Below are 26,591 nucleotides of genomic sequence, written 5' to 3'. Positions count from 1 at the left end.
GTTCTGATGGGCGATGGAGCCGTGAAGTTCATTACCTCATCGATCGAAGCTGGTAACCAGAACAACCCAGTCGTGCACCTGGGTGGCAACGCGGTCAATCTGAATCAACCGGGTTCGAAGAGCCCGTACGGATTGTGGGGCTCCTTGGGGTCTCGCGCATCTCGCGAAGTGATCGACGGCGAGTTCTAAGACTGCTTTTCACTGCTGAATCACCACGAACGCCACGTTGTCACTCAGCGTGGCGTTTTTCATTGGCTGGATGCCAAACTCACATTCCGTCTCGAAAACTGGTAGACAACCGAGCGTTTTCCGCACCCGGTTCGTCCAATCCTGGGATTTCAGATGAAAAAACTCTAGGAAAATGAGATTTGTTGCGGCGAGCTGATTCTTCGTTTCGCCAAGGAACTAACGGTGTTTACGGCGGCGAAGCGTCCGTTGTTGGGCTGATTACGGACTGGATGCGTCATTTGAGCATGGCATAGGCTCAGGAAATTGAATGTCTATGGAGAAGTATTTTGTCAGATCTTTTCCGCACTTCTTTATCCAGGATATGAACAAATGGTCACAAAAGGACGCTTTCAGCGTGGTTTCACTTTGGTCGAGCTTTTGGTTGTCATTGCAATCATCGGCGTGTTGGTTGGGTTGCTCTTGCCGGCGGTTCAGGCGGCTCGCGAGGCTGCTCGCCGAATGAGCTGCAGCAACAATTTCAAGCAGCTCGGTCTTGCCATTCACAACTACCACAGTGCCTACAACGGGGCCCCAATGCAAGGCGTCGGGACGGACGTGGGCAACGGCAGCCACAATTGGTGGACCAGCTACAACAACCACAACTACTGGCGATTGAGTGCTTTGGTTGGGATGACTCCGTTTATGGAGCAACAGGGGATTTGGGAGCAAATCACCAATCCGAATTCAGAGCGGACCGATGGCAACACGGGTGCGGGGATTGGGACGCCGACGAATCCATGGCCGCCAATGGGGCCAACTCCCCAGAACATTCAGTACAAGCCATGGGCGACGGAGCTTCCGACTTTGCGCTGTCCCAGTGATCCGGGCAAAGGTTTGCCTAGCTTGGGACGTACGAACTACGCGATGTCGATGGGGGACTCGTTCTGGTGGACCATGCACGGCGACCTCAGACCAGCGAACTCGGGAGCCGCAAACAATTACGCGCAGCATTCTCGCGCGGCCAACCGAGGCTTTTTCGTGAAGCACAAACAGGTGAAATTCCGCGACGTGCTGGACGGATTATCCAACACCATCGCTATGGGAGAAATCGCGACGGACCTTGGTGACCTGGACAATCGAACGCGTGCCAAGCGTCACCCCGATCGCCAGCCGGCGCAGACCGCGATACGTCAAAATCCACGGCTGTGTATCGAAAACGGAACAATGATTGATCCTCAACGGCCACAGTTTTGGACAGCGGGGGCTCTCGAGGGAGTCAGCAAAGGGCGTGGTTTTCGCTGGGCAGATTGCCAAAACGCTCAATCGCAAGTCCACACAATTCTGCCTCCCAACAGTCCCACCTGCATTCCTCACGATTCGAACGGGCCGTCAATCATGACGGTTTCCAGTCGTCACCAAGGGGGAGCACACGTGTTGATGGGAGATGGTGCGGTCAAGTTCATCACGGCTTCGATTGAATCAGGGAACCAGAACAATCCCGTGGTTTGGCGCAACGGGAATGATGCCAATATGAATCAAGCTGGCGCACAAAGTCCGTATGGTTTGTGGGGCGCACTCGGTTCACGAGGTGCTCGTGAAGTGATCGACGGCGAGTTCTGATCCACCGATGTTTGCAGGCTGCTTTTCCCGGCAGCAATCGCTCATTTGTAAAAGAAGAACGCCACGTTGTTTTCAACGTGGCGTTCTTCTTTTTATTGCGGCTGTTCTGTTGTGCGAATCACTCCGCGGCTTCCATGCCTTCCTGAGCTGCCTTCTCTTCTTCGGCGATCATTCGTTCGTAATCTGCGATCGCATCAAGGTCCGTTGAGTCCACGACGGATGCTGGTTCATCGGATCCGCAACCTGGCAATGCACAGGCGCCGAAGGCGATCAAAGAGGCGAAGCAAACGCCTTGGAAAACTTGTTTCATCGATTTGTACCGAAAGGTGAGTGGGAAGTTCAATTCAGGTGCAACTTAGCAGAGTCCGTGCGAACTGAGAATTGTCCCGGCTCGTTGGAGGGACGCGAAAGAGGACGCGAATGAAACGAATCGCGTGAAACTGGTTCGGCGGTTGTTGTTTGCTTGATCCGTCTTGTAGTCGCCCGCAAAGTTTCGCTATTCCGGATTTTCCTCAAGATCGTTTCTGTGTGATGTCGATCCGTGGAGGGGAGATGTTGCGCCTGGAGAGTCCTGTACGTGGAGGATGTTTCCGTAGACCACTCACGTTCCAAAACGAGAGAAGTACGCATGACAACCGCGTCCAAAAATACAAATCCAAGCCGTCGCTCCAATCCGTCTCGCACGGAGATGGATGAAATGGCGCCAACCTTGCTTCGATTGCCAGACCTTTGTCCGCCGACGGGTCCGGAAGAGACCTTTGTCGAAGACTCATCGGCTCCGGAGAAGTTGGAAAGCGATGCGGGCCTGTCGATGCAAGACATGCTCGACGCTGCAACGGAAGTCCCAACCAACTTGGACACTACTGCCAGCGTTTCGCGTTTGCCTAACTTGGTGCCGCCGCAGACGCCCGTGACTTCACCTGAAGTGACAACACCCGGTTCAGCGAGTGGCGTCCGCACGACTCAAGACACAACGTCCCAGCACACAACGCCCCAACACGCGTCGATACAAAACGCGACGGCTCAGAACACACCGTCGGTGCAACCGGTCTTATCGCCGCCCAGCGCCACCGCAACGGTCCTGGCCGATTCCAAGCGCACTGAAGCGGCGCCTAAAACGTCGTGGAAAGAAAGCTCGGAGACGTTTGGCAATCGAGCGTTGGCAGTCGTCGGATCACGCAACACGTTGCTGGTTCTGCTTGCAGTACTCGCGTGCTGGGCAGTGTTCGCGCCGCGACGAAATCCGAACGCTCAGCAAAATTCTGAAGCTTTAATTGCGAAGGACCCCGAGGTCGATCGTTCGGCTGCGAAGAAAGACGATCTGTCTTCGGTCAATTCAATTGCGAGCGATAATGCGAATACGCGACCGAAGAAACACTTTGATGATCGCAAAGCAGCGAACAATGTCGCAGTCAGCGAAAACACCAATCCAAAACCGAGTGTCGGTCAAGTCAAACCCAGGCTTTCCATGACCGCGGGAACTCCGAAGCATTCGGTTAACAAAACAACCTTGGGCCAACCATCGGCGACCAACACAATGGGAGCAGCCCCGGGTGGAACCAGTTTGGTTCAATCGCAATTGGCTTCTTCGACGATGCAGCATGGCGTCAATGCAGATGCTCCTTTTGGTTCGGTGCCATTCCATCAAGAAGTGTCAGCTGAAGCCGTTTCGCCGTCCGTTCGTGAACCTCAAGTCGCTTCGTCGCCAAGCAATGTCGGCATGTCACTTGATGCGTTGGCTGCAAACTACGCTGCTGGTTCTCCATCGGAAATCACCGCCGAAGAGTTCGACGCGAATGAGGCAACCACCAGCCAAGGCACTTCGTCTGGCAGTGAAGCATTGACGACGGATGTCTCACCGACTGACACGCCATCGTTCGAAGAAACTCCACCTGCGGTTCCAGTTCCACTGCAGACCGGAACGCCGGGGCCAATTTCAAACTGGATGGACTACCTGCCACCGATGCCATCGGAGACGGGTGATCAAGCATCCAACGCTGCACCTGCTGACGCTGGTTCGCCGGCAGCGACCGTTGCCGAGCAGGTTGCTGGAGCAAACGAATTTCCCGCAACTCGGTCACCAAGCACTCCCGATTTCCGCTTTGCATTGCCAGGCGATGGGCCGGAGGGTTCTGTCGGAAATCAAACCCCGGCAACGAGTGACCAACCCGAAGCCCGAGTTGCCGCACCGCCTTTCTATCCCGATTTTAATCTGCGCCGCTGAGTGACAGGGAAACGTGATGACTCAACCCAACAACTTCATTCAATCGCATGCTCGGAATCGTCGCTACGTTTCCAAGACGGTGGCTCAGATGCAGGCGGTCGATTCGATCGAATCCGTCACCGAGTTGCCGCGAACGAATGACACTGCCGCTCAGGAATCGTTGACCGGTTTGGAGCGATCCGAACGTGTCACCCGCCGCTTGGACGAAGCCGTTTTGCGACTGGATCGTGCGGCTTCAATGCGTCGCCAGCGAGAAACGGAAGGCACCGTTGCCGGAACGACATCGGAGCAAGCTGCTCCGGTAAGCGAACCGGTTGTCCCTGCACCGAAGGCTCAGTCGATCCAAAAGTCGTCCTCGACAATTGACCGACCATCCGATCGGTTGAAGCCGGTGGTTGGTGATCGCCGCGACGATGTGACCGGAATGCAGTTGGATGCTTCCGTGGCCGAATCGTCTTCGATCTGGATGGAGACCGCTGACCAGTCGACTCGTTTGCGGATTGATCGTCCGGTGAACGCGGAAGAAACGGCTCGGCGAATTGGCGAACCATTGATTGTTTCTGGCGTTGCAAAGGTTCCAGTTGCACCGGTGTCGGACACCAACACCATTGAGACGGTTGTATCGCAACCAGTCGCCTACACTTCGGCACCAAGCCAAGCTCCGAAACGAGAGCCTCAACCACAATCGATGCCCGAAGTCGCGAGTCGCGCGACTCAGACGATGAGTGAAGCGGAACGTTATCTCGCCGAATCGATGCGGCAGCAGACCGCGACCGCGACAGAGCCCGCACCTTCGATCGAACCAGAACCAATCGCCGCGGTTGAAACAGTCGCCGCACCAATCAAAGAGCCGGCGGAAGTTGCCAAGCGACCGTTTGTCGCTGCATGGCAAGTGAACGAGTTGGATATTCCGGATACCGTTTCTGAATTGTTCTTGTGTGGGACGCTGGCCGATCAACTTGGGCAGCACATTGTCGACGCGCAGCAGGATGGACTGGGATCGATTGCCATCACCAGTGTTCTGCCCGGTGAAGGTCGATCAACCGTCGCGATGGGCATCGCCCTGAGTGTCGCTTACACGGGGATGAAAGTTGCTTTGGTTGATGCCGACAGCAACGGTCCAACTCTGGTCGACGACTTCGCTTTGGAGTTGGATCACGACTGGATCGACGCGATTCGCGATGGCATTCCCGTCGAAGAAATTGCCGTGGCGTCTGAGTCGGACGCGTTGACCTTGATTCCACTGCTGCCGGGAGCGGACGAATTGTCGCCCGCGTCGAGCGAGTTGGAGCAGGTCGTCGAGCGACTCAAGCAATCATTCGATCTGGTGATCATCGACTGTGGCACGTCCGCATTGTCGACCGCGAGTCTTTGTGACTCGGCCTTGGTCGTGCGTGATGCAAGCCGAACGGACGTTTCGGAAATCGAAACGCTCGTTGACGAACTTCGTCGAAACGGATTGACCGGAATTGGCATCGTCGAAAACTTCTGCCAAGACTCCGAGTGACCACCGGTCGCTATGCGACTGATCAGCGTTCGCGAAAAAGTTCGCTGATCGATTGGTCGTGGTGAATTCGTTTGATGGCTTCGGCCAACAGCGGTGCCACCGAAAGCTGAACCAGGTTGGGCAACAACTTTTCGCCCGTCACTGGAATCGTGTCCGTGACGGTAATCGAATCAATCGGAGCGTCACGCAGTCGTTCGATGGCGGGACCGCAAAGAACGCCGTGAGTGCAAGCGATGTGAATCTCTTTCGCACCCGCTTCGTGAACCAGTCGGGCCGCACCGCAGATCGATCCGGCCGTGCTGATCATGTCGTCGAACATGAGAGCCACTTTGCCTTCGACGGGGCCGCCGATGATCGTGTTTTGGCGGACTTCCAAGGCGTTGGTACGACGTTTGTCGACGATGGCCAAATTGCCACCGAGTCGTTTGGTGTGGCCGAGAGCTCGTTTGATACTGCCTTCGTCGGGACTGACGACGACGACTTCATCGCCGGCGAATCGGCGGCTGACGAAGTGATCGTTGATGACTGGAGCGGCGTACAGGTGATCGACGGGAACGTCGAAGAATCCTTGGATTTGTGCGGCGTGCAGATCCATGGTGAGGACGCGATCGGCGCCGGCTCGCGTGATCAGGTTCGCAACCAATTTCGCGGTGATCGGCACGCGGCCTTCGTCTTTACGATCCTGTCTTGCGTAGCCAAAGTACGGAATCACGGCGGTGATCCGCTCGGCACTGGCACGCTTGCAGCAATCGATCATTGTCAACAACTCAATCAAGTTGTCGTTGACGGGCGGGCAAGTCGGCTGCACCAGGAAGACGTCGCGACCGCGAACATCTTCGTCGAGTTTGCAGTAGTTTTCGCCGTCCGGAAATTGGCCCAGCGTGATGCGGGCGGGTTTCAGGTGCAGGTGGCGACACAGTTTGTCAGCGAGGTCGTGGTTTGCTCGGCCACTGAAAATTTTCAGTTCACGCATAACCCATCGCTCGCATTGTTTGGTCGACCACTTGGAGTTCCTCGGGGTTGTTGATGGAAAGCGATTCGCAATCCTTCAAAACGGGCAACGCTTCGACGGGGCGTCCGGCTTCGTGAAGCAGGCGTGCACAATCCGTCAGGTAGTATTCGCCTTGGGCGTTGTCGTTGCTGAGTTTAGAAAGCGAATCGAGCAAGTCCGCGTTGTTGAACAGATACGTGCTCATGTTCACTTCGCGAATTTCGCGTTGTTCGTTGGTGGCGTCTTTGTGTTCGACGATGCCGGTGAATTGGCCGCTGTCGTCTCGCACGATTCGGCCCAGCCCCGTCGGATCGTCTTTGGTCAAAGTGCCGAGCAGCAACGCGGGGCGGGTGGCTTGGAAGTGCTCGATCAGCTTGATCAGGCTGGACGATTGAATCAGAGGGGAGTCGCCTGCGATGACGAGCGTGAGGCCATCGTGGTCGGCCAGCTGATCGCGGCACATTTGAACGGCATGCCCGGTTCCCAGCTGCTCGGTTTGCTCGGCAAAGGTCAGCGAATCATCGTCGCGGGTTTGAAGCTCTTTTCGCACCAGGTCCGCTTCGTAGCCCACCACCGCGATTTTCTTCTGGATGCCAGCTTTGTCGGCAGCGTCCAGGACAAAGTGAATCATGGGCCGATCGACGACGGGGCACAGAACCTTGGGAAGTTCGCTGTTCATGCGAGTTCCCTTGCCGGCGGCGAGGACGACCAGGCACACATTGGCGTTGGAGTTCGCCGTCGGGGGAGCGGAGGACTCTGAATTCGTTGTCATCGGGGATCCGAAATTACCGTTGCGGCGATGGGGATAGCGAATGGAAAACGAGTGGGGTCAACATCGTCCCTTGCCAGTACCTTTCGGGCAAGCCGGTAGCCGGACCAAACTGCCCATCCCCCGGGACGTGAGCGGTAAACTTCGGCGGTGAGTTGTGAAACCCAATCGTTTCACACCCAACTGTCACGGGGCAGCCGAGATCCGGTCAGGTGTTTTGGGAGTCGAGAGACGCTTCTCGGGTGGCAACTCGTGAGGCTTGAATCAATTCGTTTGCAAAAGCCAATTTTTTTGGCTGCGTTGACCTTGCCGGCGGTTTCACGCGATTGATAGTGTGACCGAACAGAATTTTGCCCAGAACTTTTGCTCAGAATTCAAATGAGACTGCAGGCCATCGGCGATTCAGGCCGATATCAGACGTGTTCTCGAAACTGCGCTTGCGAAGTCTCCACCGATTCTGACGGATTGATTCCTGGGACAAGGATTGCAACGCTGATAACCGAGTCGAGAGTTCCCTGATTGGATGCGCCCCGAGCGCACTCCCATGACGGATCGGTTGTCGCACCCACAATCCTTTTCAAACTTTTGTCGATCGATCGACATGCCAAATGGGCCACGAAGGTCCGGTATGTGATCCGGTTGTCAATTCCGCTTTCCGCCCGGGAGCACGCGTCAAGATGCAAATTTACGGTCCATTTCGACTTTCCACGAGCCAAGCCGCCTCGTCGGTTTCCAAGCCTGCTGCCAATGCCGGCGCGAACCGTCTGAAGCCGGACGCCACCACGACAAGAACCTCCGCGCCCGTGGACCAACTCGATTTGTCCAGCGCCGCGACCTCTGCGAATCGTTTGGATTCCGCGTCACCCATCGCTGGTGGTGGTGAAATCCGAATCGATCGCGTTGCTGACATTCGTCGTCAAATCGCCGATGGAAGCTACGACACTCCGGAGAAGATGGACGCGGCACTCGACCGCTTCCTCGATGAACTGGCGTGACCCAAAGCGACGTTCGAGATCTCGATTCGCTCGATGCCCTTCGCCAGGCCGTCGAGCGTTTGGCGGACCGCATGTGTCTGTCCAGCCAATCGATTCACGCGACATTGAATCGTGTGGATGAACACTTCTCGGTCAATCAAGTGACCTACTGGCGAGATCAAACCCGAGTCGCCGAACGCGAGCTGACCTCCGCGCAAGATCAGCTCAGCCGAAAACGTTCGACGGTGCGTCCCGGCGATCGTGTTCCAGCGACGGAAGAAGCCAAGAACGTGGCAAGCTGGAAGAATCGCTTGCGGTTGTGTCAAGAAAAAGAACGCTTGGCTCGCCGCATATCCATCGAGATACAGCAAGTGTGCGAGAAGACTCGAGGCCCATCGGCCGCGCTCACTGAACTTGGTGAAGTCGCCCTGCCCACCGCAGCGAATCGATTGCTGACATTGATCGATCGCTTGCGTGCCTATCAAGACGGGCAGAACCCCGGCTGATTGAACTGAGGCGTGATCGTAAACGCGATCGGTTCTGGATCATTCGCCGTCCGCTGCTTGGGCGACTCCGGTTGGATCATCGCCAAACCTAGATCGCCAACCCTACAGCGACTTCAGAACCTTTTCTGCCGCGCCGATGGTTTCGTCGATCATGGCCTCGGTGTGCTGTTGGCTGAAGAACAACGCTTCGAATTGACTGCATGGCATGTAGATGCCTTCATTGATCAATCCCCAGAAGTAACGGCCGAAGGCTTCTCGGTCGCAACGATCCGCCACGTCCCAGCAATCGACCGGTTCGGGATTGAAGAACAGTGTCAGCATCGCACCCGCTTTGGCGACCGTGTGAGCCATTCCTGCGGAGGTCGCCGCGCGATCCAGGCCATCAGCCAAGCGATCCGCCAATCGTTCGAGTTGTTCGTAAGGAGGGTTCTCTTTCAACAAACGAAGCGTCGCCGAACCGGCCGCAACCGCGACGGGGTTGCCGCTCAGCGTACCGGCCTGAAAGACTTTGCCCGCCGGAAGCACTTGGTTCATGATCTCGGCTCGACCGCCATAAGCACCCAGTGGCATCCCGCCGCCAACGATTTTGCCGAGCGTGGTCATGTCGGGCGTGACGCCGAATCGTTCTTGAGCCCCACCGTATGCCACACGAAAACCCGTCATGACCTCATCAAAGATCAGGATCGATCCATGCTTGGTCGTCAAATCACGAGCAGCGTTGAGGAATTCCATTGTGGGCAGAACGCACCCCATGTTTCCCACAACGGGTTCTAGGATCAAAGCCGCGATGTCGTCGCCGTGCTGATCAAACGCGTTTTGCAATCCAGGCACATCGTTGTACGAAAGGACCAAGGTGTCCTCGGCCGCACCGGGTGTGACACCGGGCGAATCAGGTGCACCCAGTGTTGCCGCGGCGCTTCCGGCTGCGACAAGCAATGAGTCGACATGTCCGTGATAGTTGCCCGCGAATTTGATGACCTTCTTTCGTCCGGTGGCTCCGCGAGCGACTCGCAACGCACTCATGGTCGCTTCCGTGCCGCTGTTGACCAAGCGAACTTTTTCGATGCTGGGAACGGCTTCGATGATTTGTTCGGCGAGTCGCGACTCGGCTTCGGTTGGTGCGCCGTAGCTGGTTCCTTTTGCAGCGGCATCCGTGATCGCGCTGATGACCTCGGGATGAGCATGCCCCAAAATCATTGGTCCCCACGATCCGATGTAATCGATGTATCGGTTTCCATCGATGTCGTACAAGTACGGGCCTTCAGCTCGCTCAATGAATAAAGGAGTGCCACCCACGGCACCGAATGCTCGGGCGGGTGAGTTGACGCCACCGGGCATCAACGCGGATGCACGTTGGAATGCGGCGACGCTTTTGGGACCAGCGGCGGGACGAGCAGCGGAAGAATTCGCAGGTGAGTTCATGGTCGTAGGTGGTGGTGAAGCGAAGTGATGTTTTCGTGCGGAGTGTGTCGCTGGACGTCAGTGGTTGTCTCGAACGTTGCTGATCAATTTGTCGGCACCCTTGTCTCGCAATCGTTTGGCAACGAGTGCTCCCAACTCGTGGGCTTCGAAAACTTGTAAATCGGCGTCGTTCGGTTCGACAGCGAGGCGAGCGTCCTCTTGCAAGCGTTGTTTGCCGTCGGCTGACATCACGATTGCCCGAAGGCATAGTTCGGTGCCCTGATCGGAAGTTTCCAATTTGGCATGGCAAGCGATCGGGGCCAAGCATCCGCCGTGTAGTTCGGACAGCACCTTTCGCTCCGCCGTCGCAGCCAATCTAGCTGCCGCGTCGTTCAGGCTTGCGATCGCATGCATCGCCTCGGCGTTGTCGCTTCGAACTTCGATTCCCAAAGCACCTTGGCCGGGGGCGGGGATCATTTCATCGAGAGGGAACAACCGGTGCGGCAGGTCGGTCATTTCCAAACGCAAGATTCCAGCATGGGCCAAGACAATCGCGTCGAACTCGCCCGCGTTGAGTTTGGCCAATCGAGTTTGAACGTTACCGCGGATGGGAAGGACTTCCAGGTCGGGGCGAAGTTGCTTCAGTTGAGCCAATCGGCGCGTGCTGCCCGTGCCAACCTTTGCACCCTGCGGCAAATAGGCCAGTGGTGAATCGGAGTCAGTTTGCGTTTCCAGAAGTGGGCTGTTGTCGGCAAACACCAGGGCATCCAGCACCGATTCTCGCGGCGGGACGGCGGCCAAAACGAAACGACTGTCCGGCTCGGTGGGCAAGTCTTTCAAAGAGTGAACCGCCACGTCGGCTTCGTCATCAACAAGGGCCTGTTGGATGCGTTTGGTGAACAAACCGACTTGGCGAGTCCCATCGATCGGCCGCATGTCCGTGTCGCCTTTGCTGACCAGAGGCACGATTTCGGTCAGAAAACCATGCTTTTTCAATGATTCAGCGACATGTTCGGCCTGCCACATGGCCAAAGGGCTTTCTCGGGTGGCGATTCGCAGACAGGTGGTGTCGGAGGGGGGAGTCGGGGCCACGGTTGCGGTTTATTCGGTGGAAGGGTGGACTGAACGGCCGAAATTGCGAAAATCATGGCGGAAAATCTTCCGCTGCGTCGTTACGCTAGTAGGAAGAGTGTAGGCCGAGGGTGCCAAATCCGGAACCGAGTGCGACTTGGTCTGGACGTGTCTTGGTTGTGTCCCGGGTGCACTCGCTGTGCACATGCTAACCCTCAATCTTCGTCTGCCATTGTCCAATTCTCCCGACGAACCGGAACTGATCGGCGATCCCGCCGGCCAGGCCATGCGACGTCTCGCCGATAGCTCGAAAGAGTCCGGCAGTGACGATGCGAGTTCGTGGGCTGATCGGTTGGAAGCTTCGCACGCGGATTCGATGGGCGACCTGACTCGCGACCAAACTCATTCCGAGGTTGGATTTGAAGTCGAAAGCTTCCATCGGTCCATCCCCGAGATTGTGGGTGTCTACAATGTGGGACGCCCGATCGGTCGAGGAGGCATGGGCGAAGTGTTCCTCGCGGAGCACCGATCGATGGGACGAAAGGTCGCACTCAAAATATTGCCAACTCGTTGGCTTGATCGAGTGGAGTCGGTCAATCGATTTTACGAAGAGGTTCGCGCGGCCTCGCGTTTGATGCATCCGAACATCGTCACCGCATTCGATGCGGGCGAAGCGGATGGCATCCACTACATGGCGATGGAATACGTCGACGGAAGAACTCTGTCGCAATGGGTGAATGATCAAGGCCCGATGGCGATCGGTGATGCGGCCTCGGCGATCCGCCAAGCCGCGTTTGCGTTGCACCACGCACATGCGGCGGGCATCGTTCACCGCGATGTCAAACCCGGCAACTTGATGCGAGCTCACGACGGAACCATCAAGTTGTTGGATCTCGGATTGGCTCGTTTCTCGGCCGAATGGTATCCGTCACCTCGCGGGGTGAAGCCACGCGAGCTGGATTTGCCCGATGACGATAACTCACACAATTCGGCGTCAACGGAAGCTAAAAACCGTCCGCTACTCGGGACGTTGTCGTTCATTTCACCCGAACAACTCGAAGATGCCAATTCGGCCGATTCGCGAAGCGATCAATACTCGCTCGGCGCGACGCTGTTCTACTTGTTGATGGGGCACCCTCCGTTCACCGGTGATTTGGTCGAACAGGTTTATGGTCACCGGCATGGCGAAGTGCCTGACCTGATGACGCTTCGAAACGACGTCGATCTGAAACTGGCCGATATCGTGCGGCGAATGCTGGCCAAGGATCCCGCTGAACGATATGGGTCGATGGACGAAGTCGCACGTGCGATGGCTCCTTACGACAACGACCGTTCGACCCCTGCTTGGGTGCTGGACTTTGCTCGCCGCGAAACGGGCGAAGACCACACGACCGTGGGCGGGGAATCCACGCGACGCGGGCTGCTCAGTGTCATTGGCATTGAGCTGGGAATGACCCATGCCGCCACCGCGATCACTCAGTCCGATGGAACGATGCTGGCCGGTTGGCCGGGAATGTCGACTCAAGGGCCTCGACCGTTGTGCCGAATCGCCGTTGCTGAAAAGACCGATCGCGATACCGGGCAATCGACCATCCTGTTTGGCGACAGTGCCTACGAACGCCGCGAGCGTCACCCACAGCGGGTAGCCCATTGCCAGATGATGTACTTCGGCCGTGACGACATGATGCGTCGAATCGGTGGGCGGATGTGCCCTCCCGAGGTCACGATGGGGTTGTGCATGCGGCACTTGCTGGGCAACACGCTGACTCAAGTGACTGCTCCGGGGTCACCCGATGGGGACTCATCGTCGACGACGGCTTTGGGAACGAGTTGGAAGCGTCATGAACGATGGCCCGATGCGGTCGCGATCACGGTTCCCTCGAGTTACGACCAACTGCATCGCCGAGCGATTTATCAGTCAGCACAATTGGCTGGTTTGCCGGCAGTTCGATTGATTGAACGAAGCGTCGCGGTGACTCGATTTGCGATGACAAGTCCACATTGCAGCAGTTTCGAAGGAACGCCGTTGCCGCCAATCGATTCCCAATCCTCGGCGCCAATTTTGTACGTGGGCCTGACGGGGCAATCGTTGGACATCTCTATCTTGCAGGTCTACGGCGGACAGATTCGGCAAATCGCGACCGCGGGACATTGGGGCCACAGCACGATGGCTTGGTCACGTCGATTGGTCGAAATGATCTCCTCGCGATTGCCTTGTGCACCCAAACGGATTCAAGGCTTACCCGCGAACCGTCAGGAATTGATTCATGTCACCCGCATTCAAATGGCGGGCGAACGTGCGATGAACCAATTGTTGCTGATGCCTGAAACTCGGGTCGAGATCGCTCATCAGGGGCACATCGATTCGGTGGAACTGACCAGAGATGAATGGCTGACCGAATGCGAAGACCTTTTGCTTTCCATCGAGGAAAGCATCCGTTTGGTTTGTCAGCGAGCCGGCGTGTTGCCTTCGGATTTGAAGCACTGTTTGGCGATGGGCCCGTTGCTAAGACTGCCCGCGATTCGTGATCGAGTATTGACGAAAGGTGCCCCCAACGCGGCGATCGCGTTTTACGATCAAGTCGATGCGGCTCATGGCGCTGCCGCGTGCGTGGCGTCTGAATTGCCGGGGCAATTGTGTTCTGAGCCTCCCGCGAAAGGTGTCGCGGGACACTCGATCGGATTTGTCGTCGCCGATCGCGATGGCAAGCGAAGGATCCTGCCGATCATCCCACGAGGAACACCCACACCCGCTCGGACGAATCGTCAACTCAACGGAACCGCACGCGATAACCGCATGACGTTGTCGTTGGTGGAATCTTCAGGCAAGAACGGTGAGAACTGGCAAACGCTCGGGCGTCATACGATTGAGGTTGCACCGGACGAAGTGAATCCGATGCGACGGCTTGGCTTTGAGCTCGATATCAACGGTTTGCTCTCGGTGCACTTGGAACGTCCCGATTTGGGACGCACCGTGATGCTGCCTTCACTGCCAACGTCCAGCATGGATGAAATGCAGTGGCAAGATTGGCGAGAGTGGATCGAAGCGACTCTTTAGGATTTCGGAACCAGTCGATTCAAAAGCTCGCGGTTTTCCTCGCGAATGGTCGCGCATTCTCGCAACAGTGCGTGTGGTGAGCCCGCCGAAGTCAAACTCACCAATTGCTTGAGTTCCAACGGCGCTTCTTCGTCATCAAAACCGAGTGGCAATTCGTGTCTCGCGACCGTATTGAGCAAGCGAAGTTTGCCTTCGATGCTTCGCAAATAGCGGTAATTGCGAGCCAACACCTGGACGTCCTCGGGCGAATAGCACTGGGCACGAGCGAGTTCTTCCAGGCACTGAACCGTGTTGGCGTGTAGCGGGAAATCTTCGTTGTTGGCGGTGCGAAGCACACCAACGGCGGCAATCAATTCAATGTCGACCAATCCACCAGCACCGCGTTTCAGGTTGTTGGGTCCGGCGGTCGATTCACCGTTCTCACGCCAATCACGAAGTTCACGATTCATGCTGTCTCGCCAACTGACACTCCGGGTCACGCGGCGAAGCATTCGTTCGATCGATTCGCGGGCTTCGCGAGAACCTGAGATCGGACGTGCTTTGCATAAAGCGACCGATTGCCAAAGCGACGCGGTTCTTTGACGAAACGGCTTGAGAAACTGGTCTCGTGACATCGCCAAGACAGATTCATCGGCTCCCCCGGCGAAAGGCAAATCCATTTCGTACAAACGCCCTTCGTTGGATTGATCCATCCGACGAAGGATGTTGCCGGCAAGTTGATTGAAAAATTGCCGGTTGGAAAGCGTGGATCGAGGACCGCCGACACGGCGTTGTGTCTCGCCTTCAGCCGTGTACACAAACGTGACGTCCAAGTCGCTGTGGTAGTTCATCTCGCCGCCCGCGAAACGTCCCAGCGCCACCGCAACCAATTCCGATGGTTCACCGTTTGAGTCGAGTGGATCGCCATACCGTTGTGCGAGGAGTTCGTGTTCCTGATCAACCACTCGTCGCAAGCAGGCTTCTGCGATGTCGGTCAACGATCGGCTGATCGCGTCGATGGATTCTTTGCCAAGCAGATCGCGAACACCGATCATCAGGTGAGCACTCGCTTTGACGTGCCGCAACACCTCGACGATCTCATCGACACCATCGCACAATCGAATCGTCTGGGCGTCCAAGCGTTCGGTGGTGGGCAAACGATCCATCACCAACGAGTCAATCAATTCGTCGATCATGCCCGGATGATCGATCAAAATGTTTGTCAAATAAGGTGCCAGCGAGCACATCGAAATCGTGAGTCGCAATGTCGCGTCATTGGTTCTCAGGAGTTCCCACAATGTCGCTTTGGCACCGATCGAATCCGTCATCGCGACCAAACGAGCGAGTGTCGAATCGGGATCGGGCGAGGCCGAGATCTCTTGCAGCACGCGTGGAGCGACGGCGGCAAAGAAGTGACGGCAACGTCGTGGCGACAAGAACGAAACCGTCTCTTGGCTGAGCGCGATCACGTTTGAAATCGCTTGCGGAACATTGCTGAACCGATACTGAGCGATCGTTTGTTCGAATGCATCGATGTCGGGATCAGGGTCCAAAATCAATTCTGTGATCACGGCTAGGTCATGCTGAGTACCAGCGCCATCTTTGGATCCTTCGCCCTGCCCTTCGCCAGATTCAGGCAACTCGCTCGGAGGCACTTCATCGACCATCAAGTGGTTGATGATTTTCCGATTCACATCGAATGTTTCCTGCAACATTTTCGCGAATCGTTCGGCGTCGCCTTTGACGTGAATCGCTTTGCCGCTCTCGGATTCTGTTCGAACGCCGAGACGCCAAGCCAGACGTGCTCGCACGTCGGGATCATCAGGCAGGTGCGAGATGCGATGATCGAACAGAACGGCCAGCAAGTGTTCTAAACGACAAAGTTTCGCGTGATTGGTCGACAAAATGGTGGCTTCTTGCGAAGTCAAACATCCGTGACGCGAAAGTTCGGAAATGGCGTGGAGCGTCCCGGTGACTCGAACATCGGGAAGGTCTCCCCCGTGAAGCAGTTGCAAGAACTGGATCGTCAGTTCAATGTCGCGGCGTCCGCCCGGGACATCAGAAATGGGTGTGCTTTCGGTTGAGGTCGTCGAGAGAGCCCGTTTTTCTAGCTTGCGACGCAGGACTCGGATGTCGGCGATTTCGCTGCGTGTCAGCAGGTGATGGTAGACCCACGGTTGCATGCGATTTAAGAACGATTTGGACAACGCTTCGTTGCCCGCCGCGTGCCGTGCTTTGACGAACGCGAGTCGTTGCCAGGTGCGACCGTTTCTCTCGTAGTGGGTCGCCGCTTCGCTGATTCCGAAGAAGTCGATGTCCGCCCCTGAGTTGACGCTGGTTTGTCTTCCCAATGAGGACTGCGTTCGAGTCGATTGCACGCCCAGACGTTGAGTGTCCGACAACGCCAATTCGTTTTGGGTGGGTTGGTGGTCAAACCGCAACGTGAACGGGATCACCTGACTGCCGTTGGACTGCAGCAGTTCCACCAGACTTTGCGCGACGCGTTTGTGAAATTCGACGTGACTGGAATTCTTCCGGTCAATTTGGTCGCACAGCAGCAGGAGGTCCAATTGCGACTCGTAACCAATCTCTTGTCCGCCGTAATTGCCGAGGGCGATGACCGAAAACTGAGGCTGGCTTCCGTCGATGCGTTGAGGGGCTGGTTTTCTGGACGAAACGGATGCCGTCGCGAATGCGAGCGCGGCCTCCATGATCGCGTCTGTGACGAAGCTGATCTGCGATTGAACTTTGTCCGGTGGCAATCCACGCACGAATTCGCCGTAGGCGATCCGCAGAATTTCGCGGCTGGCGAAACGCCGGATCGCAAAGGCGGCTCGGCGGTTGGTTTGGATCGTCTCCATTTCGCCGGATAGTTCATCGACCAAAACGGATCGCTGGGCGGGCGAGCCGTCGCTGGCTCGGATCAGGTCGAAGCTTTCCGGGTCATTGATCAGCAATTTCGCGATCGCGGGGCTGGTGCTCAGAACTTGCAGCAACGCCGGCAGCATCATCGGGTCGCGTTCGAACAACGCGAGCAACGCCATCGGGCTGCGTGACACGCCGATGAACTGACTCAATCGATCGATCGACTCATCGGGATCGTCGGTCAAGTGCAGGTGCTCGACCAAACCAGACCACAGCAATTGCAGCAGGTCGTCGGAGACCCCGCTGCCGGCGATCGCGGCCAATGATTTGGCAACACGCGACGGATCGGCGACATGTTCGGGGCTTAGCGGCGAGTAGTCGGCCCAGTCACTCATCCAATCCATCCAGTCGCATTCGAGGGCTCCACGGAACTTCACGTCGTCGAGTTGCGTCCAATTGTATGGACCGCATTCGCGATTGAGCACTTTTGCTTTGACGCGACAAGCGAGTTTAAACGGTGGGTGGGGATCGTTGTAGCGGACGGTGGGGCACCCCGATTCACCGATGCAGCTTCAAGGAGGGTTTGTTGTTGCTGGTCGGGTGGAGAGTCGTCCCCAAGGACCAGCTGGGTTGATCCACCGATGGGCGAAAATGATGACAACGAATTGCGAATCTTGTGTGACATCACTCAGACGTGACCTACGTTTTTATATGCGAGGCGGGGGAACGTCGTGCATCAAATAGTCACGAAGTTGAGGCGTGTGGTGGTTTTTCATCGAGCGTTGCGTGAACGCAACATCGGTGATGTCTTGAACCCACACGTCACGTCGCAAGCTTATCCACCCCGCAGGCGGTTAATCCGCCTAAACCTCTATGCGACAACGGTTTGCTATGATTTATGCGTTGCCTCAACAGGCGACTGGCACCTCCAGTGCTTGGTCTCATTCACCCAACCGTGTTGATGTTGTTTCGGGTGTCGAGGAGACCTTGATGGGAAAGAAGCTCAGCCGCCGTAGCTTGCAGGACGACGCCTTTGATGCCGAGGATTCGGTGAATCGCCGATCACGCACAATGGGCCAGGAGTTCTCGGATTCTATCTCCGAGGAAATTGAATCGGGTGCCGCGGGGGATGAGGACGCTGTTTCGCGTCGCGACGAGTTTCCAACCGACCCGACCGAAGATCCCGTGCGTATGTACTTGATGCAAATGGGGCAGATCCCATTGCTGACTCGGGATCAAGAAGTGGCTGCTGCCCAGCAGATCGAAGCCACTCGTGAACGCTATCGTCATTGCATGATGTCGACAGACTTCATGTTGCAAGCCGCTTTGAAGTTGCTGCAGCAAGTCCGCGACAAGCAATTGCGTTTGGACCGCACAATCGAAGTCAGTGTGACCAATGCGGCTGAGAAGAAGGCGATCATGAAACGGATCGTTCCCAACACTCGAACGCTCGATTACTTGCTGCGTCAAAATCGTGGCGACTACATGGTGGCGATCAACTCGTCGTTGCCGATGCGTCGTCGACGTGCCGCCTGGCGAAACCTGGTGATCCGCCGAAACAAAGCGGTTCGTTTGGTTGAAGAAATGAACCTGCGGACCAACAAGCTGCAGCCCATCTTTGAAAAGCTGCGTCGCAGTTGCGAACGCATGCAAGAAATCAAAGCCATTCTGGCGGACGCTCACCGTTCGACCATGCCGGGTATGCCATCAGGTGATGAACTGCGTTCTGAGCTTCGCAGTTTGATGCGATTGACCTACGAAACACCTCGCACGCTGTCTCGCCGAGTCGAGCGATGCGATACCTATCGCGATGACTACGACGCGGCCAAGCGTGTTCTGTCCGCCGGGAACCTGCGATTGGTCGTTTCGATCGCTAAGAAGTATCGCAACCGAGGTTTGTCGTTCTTGGATCTGATCCAGGAAGGCAACACTGGTTTGATGCGAGCGGTTGATAAGTTCGAACATGCTCGTGGCTACAAGTTCAGTACTTACGCAACATGGTGGATTCGTCAGGCGATCACGCGAGCGATTGCGGATCAAAGTCGTACGATCCGTGTGCCCGTTCACATGATCGACACGATGAACAAGATTCGCCAGATCACTCGTGATTTGGTCCAAGAGCACGGACGCGAACCAACCGCCGAAGAAGTTTCCAAGCGAAGCGGTTTGTCGCTGGATGACACTCGTGTGATCCTGAAGATGAGCCGTCAGCCATTGTCGTTGGATCAACCGGTGGGCGATCACGACGACAGCGTCTTCGGCGAATTCCTACAAGATCACCGGGACGACGATCCATTGGTCGAGACCAACCGAGAGGCCCTCAAGCATCAGATCGACTTGGCGATGGAAACGCTGAATTACCGCGAACGGGAGATCCTTCGCTTGCGATACGGTTTGGCTGACGGATACACGTACACGTTGGAAGAAGTTGGCCGGATTTTCCAGGTCACTCGCGAACGTGTTCGTCAGATCGAAAGCAAGGCTGTTCGCAAGTTGCAACAACCTTATCGAGCCAAGTCACTGGTCAGCTTCTTGGACGGAGCTGAGGTGTCGTTGTTCGAAGGCAGCGAAGCGATCTAAGGATCGACGGTGCAAGACTCGCTCGGTTTCGACCGAGCGAGCAACGTTTGCCCGTTCAAAAAAGCTTGATCGAGTCACCACAATGTGCGGTGGCTTGATACGCCAACACTGAGTTGAGAAGCTCGATCGCCATGCGTGATTCCAACGTCACGCCAGCTCGCACGCCGACGCATGGATCGTGCCGGCCCTTTGCCAGCTCAAATTCAATTTCGTCCAAGCGTTTGTTGACGGAATCTTGTGGCAGGTTGATGGTTGAGGTGGGTTTGAAACCAACTCGTGCCACCAATGGACTGCCCGTTGTGATGCCGCCGATCAATCCACCGTGCGTGTTGGATTGATAACCTTGGCTGCGAATCGGATCGTTGTTCTCGCTTCCGGTCCTCTCGATGACATTGACGCCCGATCCGATCTCGCAGGATTGAACCGCGTTGAGTCCACCGAGCGCTCCCATCAGCCGAACCTTTAGGCTTTGGTAGAGCGGTTGACCAAGCAGTGGCGGGACGCCAACGGCAACCACTTCCACAGCCGCACCTAGAGAATCGCCGCGTTTGCGAGTTTCCTTGATCAGCTCGCCCGCTTCGTTTGCAAAGTCGTGATCGATCGATGCGATCTCGGCTTCACCAAGCGAGGTTTCGATTTCGTCAACGTTGTCGATCGTCAACGTGTCGGCCAAGCTCCTTTGGGATTTCAGCGATCCGACTTGGCAAATGGACGAGACAAACCGCGTTCCAAAACACTCTCGCAAAATGATTCGAGCAACGCTGCCGCCAATCACATCGGTGATCGTGGAACGATAGCTCGATCGTCCGCCGCCGCGAACGTCGACGAAGCCTTTGGATTGATGAAACTTCACCAAGTCGGTGTGCCCGGGACGGACTTCGCCGGTCGGGCCGCTGAACTGGGTGTAGTCGCCTGACTTTTTGCTGGTCGACAAAACGATCGCCGCGATGGGTTCACCGGTCGTGAATCCATCTTCGTAGCCTTCAGTTTCGAAAGATTGATCGTCGACATCGACCGTCAGTTTCGATCCGGTCAGCAACGCGTCCGAGTCGTCTTGGTACAGACCGCTTAGAAAGACAACTTTGTCCTTCTCGTTTCGGGGCGTGCCGTGTTTGTTACCGCCGGGGCGACGTCGATCAAGGAACGGTTGCACATCGCAGCGACGAATCCGGAATCCCGGAGGGGATCCATGAATAATCGTTGTGACCGCGGGGCCGTGGCTTTCGCCAGCACCCGCAACTGCGAAATGGGGACCGCCTAGGATTTCCATTGGAAACCGGCTCCGCTCAACCGGGCAGCCGTTTCGGCCATCAAAGCGTCTTCCGCTGCTTCGTCTTCGGCGATGTAGGTCACGCTGAAACGAAGGAACGAACCGGCGTCATCCCATGGCACGGTGACGATACCGTTTTCTTCGATCAAGAATCGTGTCGCGTCTTCAGCCGCGGCAAAGGTTTCGCCACTGGCCGTACCCGTGGGTGACTTGGTGTAAAGGAAGTACGTGCCGCCTGGCATTTCAGCTTCGAAGCCGCAATCACGCAGGACCTTGACCAACTTTTCCATTCGTCGGCGGTACTTGGTGCGAATGCGTTCTGGAATCGAGTCGTCGTCGAGTGCCGCGGCAGCAGCTTTTTGAGTGGCGATGAACTGACCGCTGTCGCTGTTGTCTTTGACGTCCGAGAACGCTTTGACGACCAATGGGTGACCGGCGACGAATCCCATTCGCCATCCAATCATGTCGTAGCCTTTGCTCATCGAGTGAACTTCGACACCGACATCGAGTGCACCGGGAACTTCGAGGAAGCTGGTGGGTTTGCCATCAAAAGTCAGCATGATGTGGGCGGCATCGTTGACGACGACGAACTCTTTTTCTTTCGCCAGTGCGATCACGTCTTCAAAGAAAGACTTTGGTGCGGTGCCGCCTGTGGGCGAGTTCGGGTAGTTGAGAATCATCAACTTCGTACGCCGAAACACGTCGTCAGGAATCGCGTCCAAGTCTGGCAAGAAATTGTTCTCAGCCAGCAACGGCAAACGGTACACGTCGCCACCGTAGTAACGAGTGTGTGTGCCGGCGACTGGATAGCCGGGCACGGTCATCATCGTGATGTCGCCTGGATTGATGAAGCAGGCTGGCAACATCGCGTAGGCGGGCTTGCTGCCGATGCAGTGGTTGATCTGCGTTTCAGGATCCAACTTCACGCCGAATTGACGCTGCATGAAGCGAGCGGCGGCTTCCTTGTACTCGGCGACACCGTTGTCGGCATATCCGCGATTTTCGACTTGGTTGATTTCGCGGCCCATCACTTCGCGAATCGAGGCGTCGGCCATCGAGTCGTTTTCGCCGATTCCGAAATCAAGCAGTTGTCGTTCAGGGTGATCGGCGAGGGCTTTCCGCTTGGCCCGCTTGATCTTTTCGAACTTGTAAATCTCGGTGCTTTTGCCGTAGTTCGCTCCGCCAATTCGTTCGGCAAACAGCGATTGAATGTACGGGTCGGAGTTCTGAGTGGTTTCGGAAGCTGCGGCAGCGGAAGACATTTGCGACCCATCGAGATCGTTCGGGAAATGAAATGAGCGAGCCAAATGTTTTAGCTGCGAATGATGCATTCGTCGAGGTCGCGAGATCCTCGCCTTGGGCCTTCGAATCGTGTCGCATGCTTGATCCACTCGCCCACGCTGCAGATGACGGAATCAGGACGATCGCCCATGAAATCGCCACGCCGGCAATCGGCAGCGACCCGAATCAGCGATACAATTGACGGTTGCTGAGCCCTCCGGAGAGATGGGGCCGAACCGTCGCCCGCCCTTTGTCCCGCGTTCATCCATGTCCGAGCCCGTTTTTTCCAGTCAAGACAATCCCAGCCAGGACAACGCCTATCCCCCGGCCGAGTCGGGTGACGAGGTGAATGTTGGACGATCGGCGGCCTCTCGCAGCAAGCGTTCTCGCGACGAAGCCCGTCATGAAGCGGAAATGCGTGAGGCTCGCGGCCAGTATGAAGAATTGGCTGAACTGGCCGGATCGCTGGCTCACGAGATCAAAAACCCGCTCTCGATCATTCATATGAACATCGACTTGTTGAGCGAAGATCTGATGGAGATTGATTCTCCGTCGAGCCGGCGCTGCCAAAATCGAGTCGACATGGTTCGAAACCAATGCGAACGCATGGAAGGTTTGCTGCGAGATTTTTTGCGATTCGCCCGTTTGCGTCACATCGATTTGGTTCCTGGCAGTCTGAACGATCAGATCCAGCAAGTCCTCGATGCCTATCAGGCTCAGGCTGATTCTCAGGACGTGGAATTGCAACGGTATTTGGATCCCGACCTGCCATCGATCCGTTTGCACAGTGATGCGTTGCAATCGGCACTGATGAACTTGGTGAAGAACGCTTTGGAGGCGATGCCCGACGGCGGCCAACTTTGGGCACGAACGTACAGCACTCGCGGCGGCGTGAACTTGGATTTGATCGACACCGGAACCGGCGTCGACGACAACACGGTGCTGCACATGTTCGAGCCTTTTTACAGCACAAAAGACGGTGGGTCCGGACTCGGTCTGCCGACCGCTCGAAAAATCATCGAAGCTCACGGGGCGCGCATTTCCGTGCAAAGCGAAACCGGCCGCGGGACCAAATTCAGTTTGCAATTCCCGGTGCCAGCCCGATTGGGATGATCCACACCCGAGAATGATTGATGGCGGGGAATGGGTGGAAATGACCATTTCTGACCGGATCAATCGTTGACGATCGCCCGGCTCGACTTCACGAAAAGACGTGCGAGAAAAACTCATTGATACCGCCTCCGCACTACCGGTCTGTCACGGCTAGAAGTGAGGGTTGATCGTCGTGAACGCCGCCATGAGGCCCTGGATTTACACCAGTTCAGGACTGGTGGCTTCGTCCACTACCGTAAAAATAAGTCGTGATAGTCCACCAGCGATTCCGCCTTTTCCAAAGAGATTCCCTATGTCGATTCGAGTTGTTTTGATCTTGTTTGTCGCGGCAATGGGGACGTTGTCGGCATCGTTGATGTCGCCTCCAGCGGTCGCGGCTGAACCGTCTGCCGCACCGGCTCAGCCGTACGTGTTGCAAATGATCCGTGACGATTCCGTTCACGCGGAACTGCAGCTTTCGACCGACCAAGTGGAACAGGTGTACGACGCCATTGGCGAAGTCGATCCTCGATGGTGGGTCAACCGAATCGCTCCACTGGAAAAGCAAGGCAACGAGATTCGCGAGCTGACGGCGATGTTGAAATCACGACTCTCCAGCATCTTGTCCGACGATCAGATGAATCGTTTGGAGCAACTGGAAAAGCAAGCCGCGGGGACTCGGTTCGTGGTTCATCCCGATGCGGTCACGGCTCTGGGGCTGAGCGATCGCCAAGTCGAAACCCTGAAGGAAACCTTTGCCGCAACAGACAAAGAGGTCGCGAAACTGCAGAAGCAGGTTGCAGACAAGGAACTGGAAGCCACCGAGGCGGCCGCAGACGTGGCCGCGATCCAGGCACGTGAACGCCAGAGTTTGGTTGGCGAATTGACTCGGGATCAGCAAGCGAAGATTGGGGCGTTGTTGGGCAAGACGTTTGATTTTTCCAAGGTGAAACGAACCTACCCGAGAGCACCAGAGTTTGTGCTCGACGGTGCTGAGTGGCTTCAAGGGGAACCCGCGACGATGGAAGATCTGCGGGGCAAAGTTGTCGCGGTGTACTTCTACGCGTTTCAGTGCATCAACTGCCAACGGAACTTCCCTCACTACCAAGCCTGGCATGAAGATATGGCCGACAAGGGATTGGTGGTGATCGGGATTCAACGACCCGAAACGTCCGCCGAGCGAAGCCGAGAACGTGTGTTGGCAGCCGTCAAGAAAGATGGTTTCGAATACCCCGTGTTGTTCGATGAAGAATCCGGCAACTGGAACGCTTGGGGAAATACGATGTGGCCGACGACCTACTTGATTGACAAGGAGGGGTTCATTCGCAGGTGGTGGCAAGGCGAAATGAACTGGCAGGGCACCCCCGGTGAGCAGCAAATGCGAGAGAGCATCGAGCAATTGCTTGCCGAGTAGGCTGTGGGGGGATTGTATTGATGGGGCGTTGAGGCGAAGACAATCGCTTGTCGATTCAGCCATTTGGAATGTGTCGGCGTCCGGTAACCGCGGGCTATCGCCGATCGGCTGATTGTTTGATCCCCGAACTTATCGCATCGACAGCCTAGTCACTTCGGTTTTGGCGGAAGGAACCGTGGCGAACTCCAGTTCGGCTGATACGATTGGAATGCCACAAATCGAGGTAAGTCACATTCGGTGTGTCGCTGCCAGCTAATTTACCCCTGACATAGAAGCTGAAACTCAGAATGGAACAGTCCTTTCTCGCCTACCTTCGCGGTCGAACTCGCCAATTGCCTCAGGTAGCGGTCGGCATTGGCGACGATGCGGCGGTGATCGATTGGCCGGGAGCCGTCGCCTCCGACCAACCTCAGCTTCGTCAGGTCGCGTGCACGGATCAGATTCTCGACGGCGTCGATTTCCGATCGGAAGATCAGTCGCTGTGCGACATTGGTTTCAAAGCCATGGCGATCAACCTCAGTGACATCGCGGCGATGGGAGCGACGCCTTCCTCGGTTTTGGTGACCCTGGCGTTGCCCGCCGAAAACGCAACCGAGATTGCCGGCGAAGTCTACGAGGGAATCCTCGAAGCGGCACAAAAGTATCAAGTTGCGATCGCGGGCGGCGACTTGTCGACCTATGACGGTCCTCTGTCGATCAGCATCACCATTCTCGGTTGGACGGAGAAACCATGGTTGCGAACGGGTGCCGAAGAAGGTGACGCTTTGTTCGTCACGGGAGCATTGGGCGGTAGTTTGCTGGGGCGACATCTTCGACCTGAACCACGCGTTGAGTTGGCCGCAAAGCTCAAAGACAAAGTCAACGTGCATGCTGCGATCGATGTCAGCGACGGATTCAGTTTGGATCTCGACCGGATGCTCGCCGCCAGTCGCATGGGGGCGGAGTTGGAACTTGAGACGCTGCCGATCTCAGAAGCCGCACATCAGTTTGCTGAGAAAAGTGGCCGGACTCCGCTCGAGCATGCTTGGAGCGACGGCGAAGACTTCGAACTGATTTTCTGTGTGGCGCCCGAAGAAGCGGCGATCATCGAATCGACCGATTGGGGCGTGCCGGTAACGCGAGTTGGCAGAGTCGTTGGGCGAACTGGGCTATGGAAACGAGTTGCGACCAGCAAGTTTGAACGAGTGTTCCCGCAAGGTTTCGTGCATGGCGAAACCGATGTCGCCGCGACCAATTGATCCAACGAGCGCAATCTAAATGAACGATTCGGATTCGGACCTTGGAGAGCAATTCACGTTCGCAATGGGCGAGTTTGATGCGTCGTTTCCCAAAGGTTATCGCTACGCGAAAAATCATATGTGGGCGACGCCATCGCCGGACCAATCGGCTGCCACCGGCGATGATCAATGTGTGTGGCGGTTTGGTTTGTCGGCTTACGCCGTGCGTCTGCTGCAAGACGTCTACTTTCTGGATTGGATCGTGGACCCCGGGACGCCCTTGTCGGTCCGCAAAACGATCGGATCGATCGAAAGCAAGAAAGCGGAAAGCGATTTGTTTTCGCCCATCGCCGGTGAATTGGTTGCGATCAACAGTGACGCGATGGACGAACCTTCGGTCATCAATGCGTCGCCTTACATCGACGGATGGCTGATCGAAATTCGTGGCAACACATCCGAAGAAAATCTGTTGTCTTCTGACGTCTACGCCGAGCATCTCAACGAGGCTTGGGAAGTCGCTCAGCGAACGATCAAAGGCCAGGCCAACCACTGAGCCACAAAGCTTGTAGCTCAGTGGTCCCCCACCGAGTCAAAGCTCTGCGAC

19 protein-coding genes and 1 pseudogene are annotated in these 26,591 nt (G+C 56.3%); 12 read left to right on the top strand and 8 right to left on the bottom strand.

Features of this window, described 5'->3' with window-relative positions; translation table 11 throughout:
• Both B2R17_RS20770 and B2R17_RS20765 read left to right on the top strand, forming a co-directional pair.
• Window positions 1-189: pseudogene (locus tag B2R17_RS20770) on the top strand (hypothetical protein); the annotation flags it as partial.
• A gap of 369 nt (window positions 190-558) precedes the next feature.
• Window positions 559-1,788: a DUF1559 domain-containing protein gene (locus B2R17_RS20765; protein WP_008672112.1), complete on the top strand. Its 1,230-nt coding sequence runs from the start codon at window positions 559-561 to the stop codon at window positions 1,786-1,788.
• 118 nt (window positions 1,789-1,906) lie between these two features.
• Here B2R17_RS20765 and B2R17_RS20760 read toward each other — a convergent pair whose 3' ends face one another.
• Window positions 1,907-2,098, bottom strand: coding sequence for a hypothetical protein (locus tag B2R17_RS20760; RefSeq protein WP_007336362.1), 192 nt, complete (start codon window positions 2,096-2,098; stop codon window positions 1,907-1,909).
• 378 nt (window positions 2,099-2,476) lie between these two features.
• Here B2R17_RS20760 and B2R17_RS20755 point away from each other — a divergent pair, with 378 nt between their 5' ends.
• Together B2R17_RS20755 and B2R17_RS20750 are read left to right on the top strand one after the other, a co-directional pair.
• On the top strand, window positions 2,477-4,012 hold the full coding sequence (locus tag B2R17_RS20755) for a hypothetical protein (protein WP_037254274.1): 1,536 nt from the start codon (window positions 2,477-2,479) through the stop codon (window positions 4,010-4,012).
• A 16-nt stretch (window positions 4,013-4,028) separates the two neighbouring features.
• Window positions 4,029-5,519 (top strand): AAA family ATPase, encoded by a 1,491-nt coding sequence (locus B2R17_RS20750; protein ID WP_286765478.1) that lies wholly within the window; start codon window positions 4,029-4,031, stop codon window positions 5,517-5,519.
• A 22-nt stretch (window positions 5,520-5,541) separates the two neighbouring features.
• Here the strand turns inward: B2R17_RS20750 and B2R17_RS20745 are convergent, their stop codons facing one another.
• Entirely contained in the window at window positions 5,542-6,492 is a 951-nt protein-coding gene (locus tag B2R17_RS20745) for a ribose-phosphate diphosphokinase (RefSeq protein ID WP_008652688.1), read from the bottom strand.
• Window positions 6,485-7,228, bottom strand: a complete 744-nt coding sequence (locus B2R17_RS20740; protein WP_008672106.1) for a sugar phosphate nucleotidyltransferase — start codon at window positions 7,226-7,228, stop codon at window positions 6,485-6,487. Before B2R17_RS20740 ends, B2R17_RS20745 begins: the two co-directional genes overlap by 8 nt.
• A 659-nt stretch (window positions 7,229-7,887) precedes the next feature.
• Here B2R17_RS20740 and B2R17_RS20735 point away from each other — a divergent pair.
• Both B2R17_RS20735 and B2R17_RS20730 read left to right on the top strand, forming a co-directional pair.
• On the top strand, window positions 7,888-8,274 hold the full coding sequence (locus B2R17_RS20735) for a flagellar biosynthesis anti-sigma factor FlgM (protein WP_236616184.1): 387 nt from the start codon (window positions 7,888-7,890) through the stop codon (window positions 8,272-8,274).
• Window positions 8,271-8,759 (top strand): hypothetical protein, encoded by a 489-nt coding sequence (locus B2R17_RS20730; protein WP_008672104.1) that lies wholly within the window; start codon window positions 8,271-8,273, stop codon window positions 8,757-8,759. The genes B2R17_RS20735 and B2R17_RS20730 overlap by 4 nt, the downstream gene beginning before the upstream one ends.
• Window positions 8,760-8,861: 102 nt before the next feature.
• Here B2R17_RS20730 and hemL read toward each other — a convergent pair whose 3' ends face one another.
• On the bottom strand, window positions 8,862-10,181 hold the full coding sequence (gene hemL, locus B2R17_RS20725; RefSeq protein ID WP_008672102.1) for a glutamate-1-semialdehyde 2,1-aminomutase: 1,320 nt from the start codon (window positions 10,179-10,181) through the stop codon (window positions 8,862-8,864).
• A gap of 57 nt (window positions 10,182-10,238) precedes the next feature.
• The gene (gene hemC / locus B2R17_RS20720; RefSeq protein ID WP_286765483.1) at window positions 10,239-11,219 is read right to left on the bottom strand and encodes a hydroxymethylbilane synthase; all 981 of its coding nucleotides are present in this window, start codon (window positions 11,217-11,219) and stop codon (window positions 10,239-10,241) included.
• A 217-nt stretch (window positions 11,220-11,436) separates the two neighbouring features.
• On the opposite strand from hemC, the gene B2R17_RS20715 reads away from it, so the two are divergent.
• Complete coding sequence (locus B2R17_RS20715) at window positions 11,437-14,289, top strand: protein kinase domain-containing protein (protein WP_286765477.1); 2,853 nt, start codon at window positions 11,437-11,439, stop codon at window positions 14,287-14,289.
• Here the strand turns inward: B2R17_RS20715 and B2R17_RS20710 are convergent.
• Window positions 14,286-17,528 carry a glutamate-ammonia-ligase adenylyltransferase gene (locus B2R17_RS20710; RefSeq protein WP_286765476.1) on the bottom strand — a complete coding sequence of 1,081 codons (3,243 nt, stop codon included), beginning with the start codon at window positions 17,526-17,528 and terminating at the stop codon, window positions 14,286-14,288. The genes B2R17_RS20715 and B2R17_RS20710 overlap by 4 nt on opposite strands.
• A gap of 496 nt (window positions 17,529-18,024) precedes the next feature.
• Between B2R17_RS20710 and B2R17_RS20705 the strand changes: the two genes are divergently transcribed.
• Window positions 18,025-19,713: an RNA polymerase sigma factor RpoD/SigA gene (locus B2R17_RS20705; protein ID WP_008672095.1), complete on the top strand. Its 1,689-nt coding sequence runs from the start codon at window positions 18,025-18,027 to the stop codon at window positions 19,711-19,713.
• A gap of 55 nt (window positions 19,714-19,768) precedes the next feature.
• On the opposite strand, the gene B2R17_RS20700 is transcribed toward B2R17_RS20705, so the two are convergent.
• On the bottom strand, window positions 19,769-20,983 hold the full coding sequence (locus B2R17_RS20700) for a chorismate synthase (protein ID WP_286765475.1): 1,215 nt from the start codon (window positions 20,981-20,983) through the stop codon (window positions 19,769-19,771).
• On the bottom strand, window positions 20,971-22,245 hold the full coding sequence (locus B2R17_RS20695) for an LL-diaminopimelate aminotransferase (RefSeq protein WP_286765474.1): 1,275 nt from the start codon (window positions 22,243-22,245) through the stop codon (window positions 20,971-20,973). Before B2R17_RS20695 ends, B2R17_RS20700 begins: the two co-directional genes overlap by 13 nt.
• Before the next feature lie 286 nt (window positions 22,246-22,531).
• Here B2R17_RS20695 and B2R17_RS20690 point away from each other — a divergent pair, with 286 nt between their 5' ends.
• The 4 genes from B2R17_RS20690 to B2R17_RS20675 all read left to right on the top strand — a co-directional run bounded on the left by B2R17_RS20690 (window position 22,532) and on the right by B2R17_RS20675 (window position 26,540).
• The gene (locus tag B2R17_RS20690; RefSeq protein ID WP_008656119.1) at window positions 22,532-23,377 is read left to right on the top strand and encodes a sensor histidine kinase; all 846 of its coding nucleotides are present in this window, start codon (window positions 22,532-22,534) and stop codon (window positions 23,375-23,377) included.
• Between the two features lie 292 nt (window positions 23,378-23,669).
• A complete protein-coding gene (locus tag B2R17_RS20685) occupies window positions 23,670-24,770 on the top strand; it encodes a redoxin domain-containing protein (RefSeq protein WP_286765473.1) in 1,101 nt (366 codons plus the stop codon).
• A 287-nt stretch (window positions 24,771-25,057) separates the two neighbouring features.
• Window positions 25,058-26,008 carry a thiamine-phosphate kinase gene (thiL, locus tag B2R17_RS20680; RefSeq protein ID WP_286765472.1) on the top strand — a complete coding sequence of 317 codons (951 nt, stop codon included), beginning with the start codon at window positions 25,058-25,060 and terminating at the stop codon, window positions 26,006-26,008.
• A gap of 19 nt (window positions 26,009-26,027) precedes the next feature.
• Entirely contained in the window at window positions 26,028-26,540 is a 513-nt protein-coding gene (locus B2R17_RS20675) for a glycine cleavage system protein H (RefSeq protein ID WP_286765471.1), read from the top strand.
• Window positions 26,541-26,591 lie beyond the last annotated feature (51 nt).

The sequence above is a fragment of the Rhodopirellula sp. UBA1907 genome (genome assembly GCF_002337565.1).
GTDB classification, from domain to species: domain Bacteria; phylum Planctomycetota; class Planctomycetia; order Pirellulales; family Pirellulaceae; genus Rhodopirellula; species Rhodopirellula europaea.
Note: the sequence above shows the minus strand (reverse complement) of the source record. Positions and strands in the feature narration are given on the sequence as shown.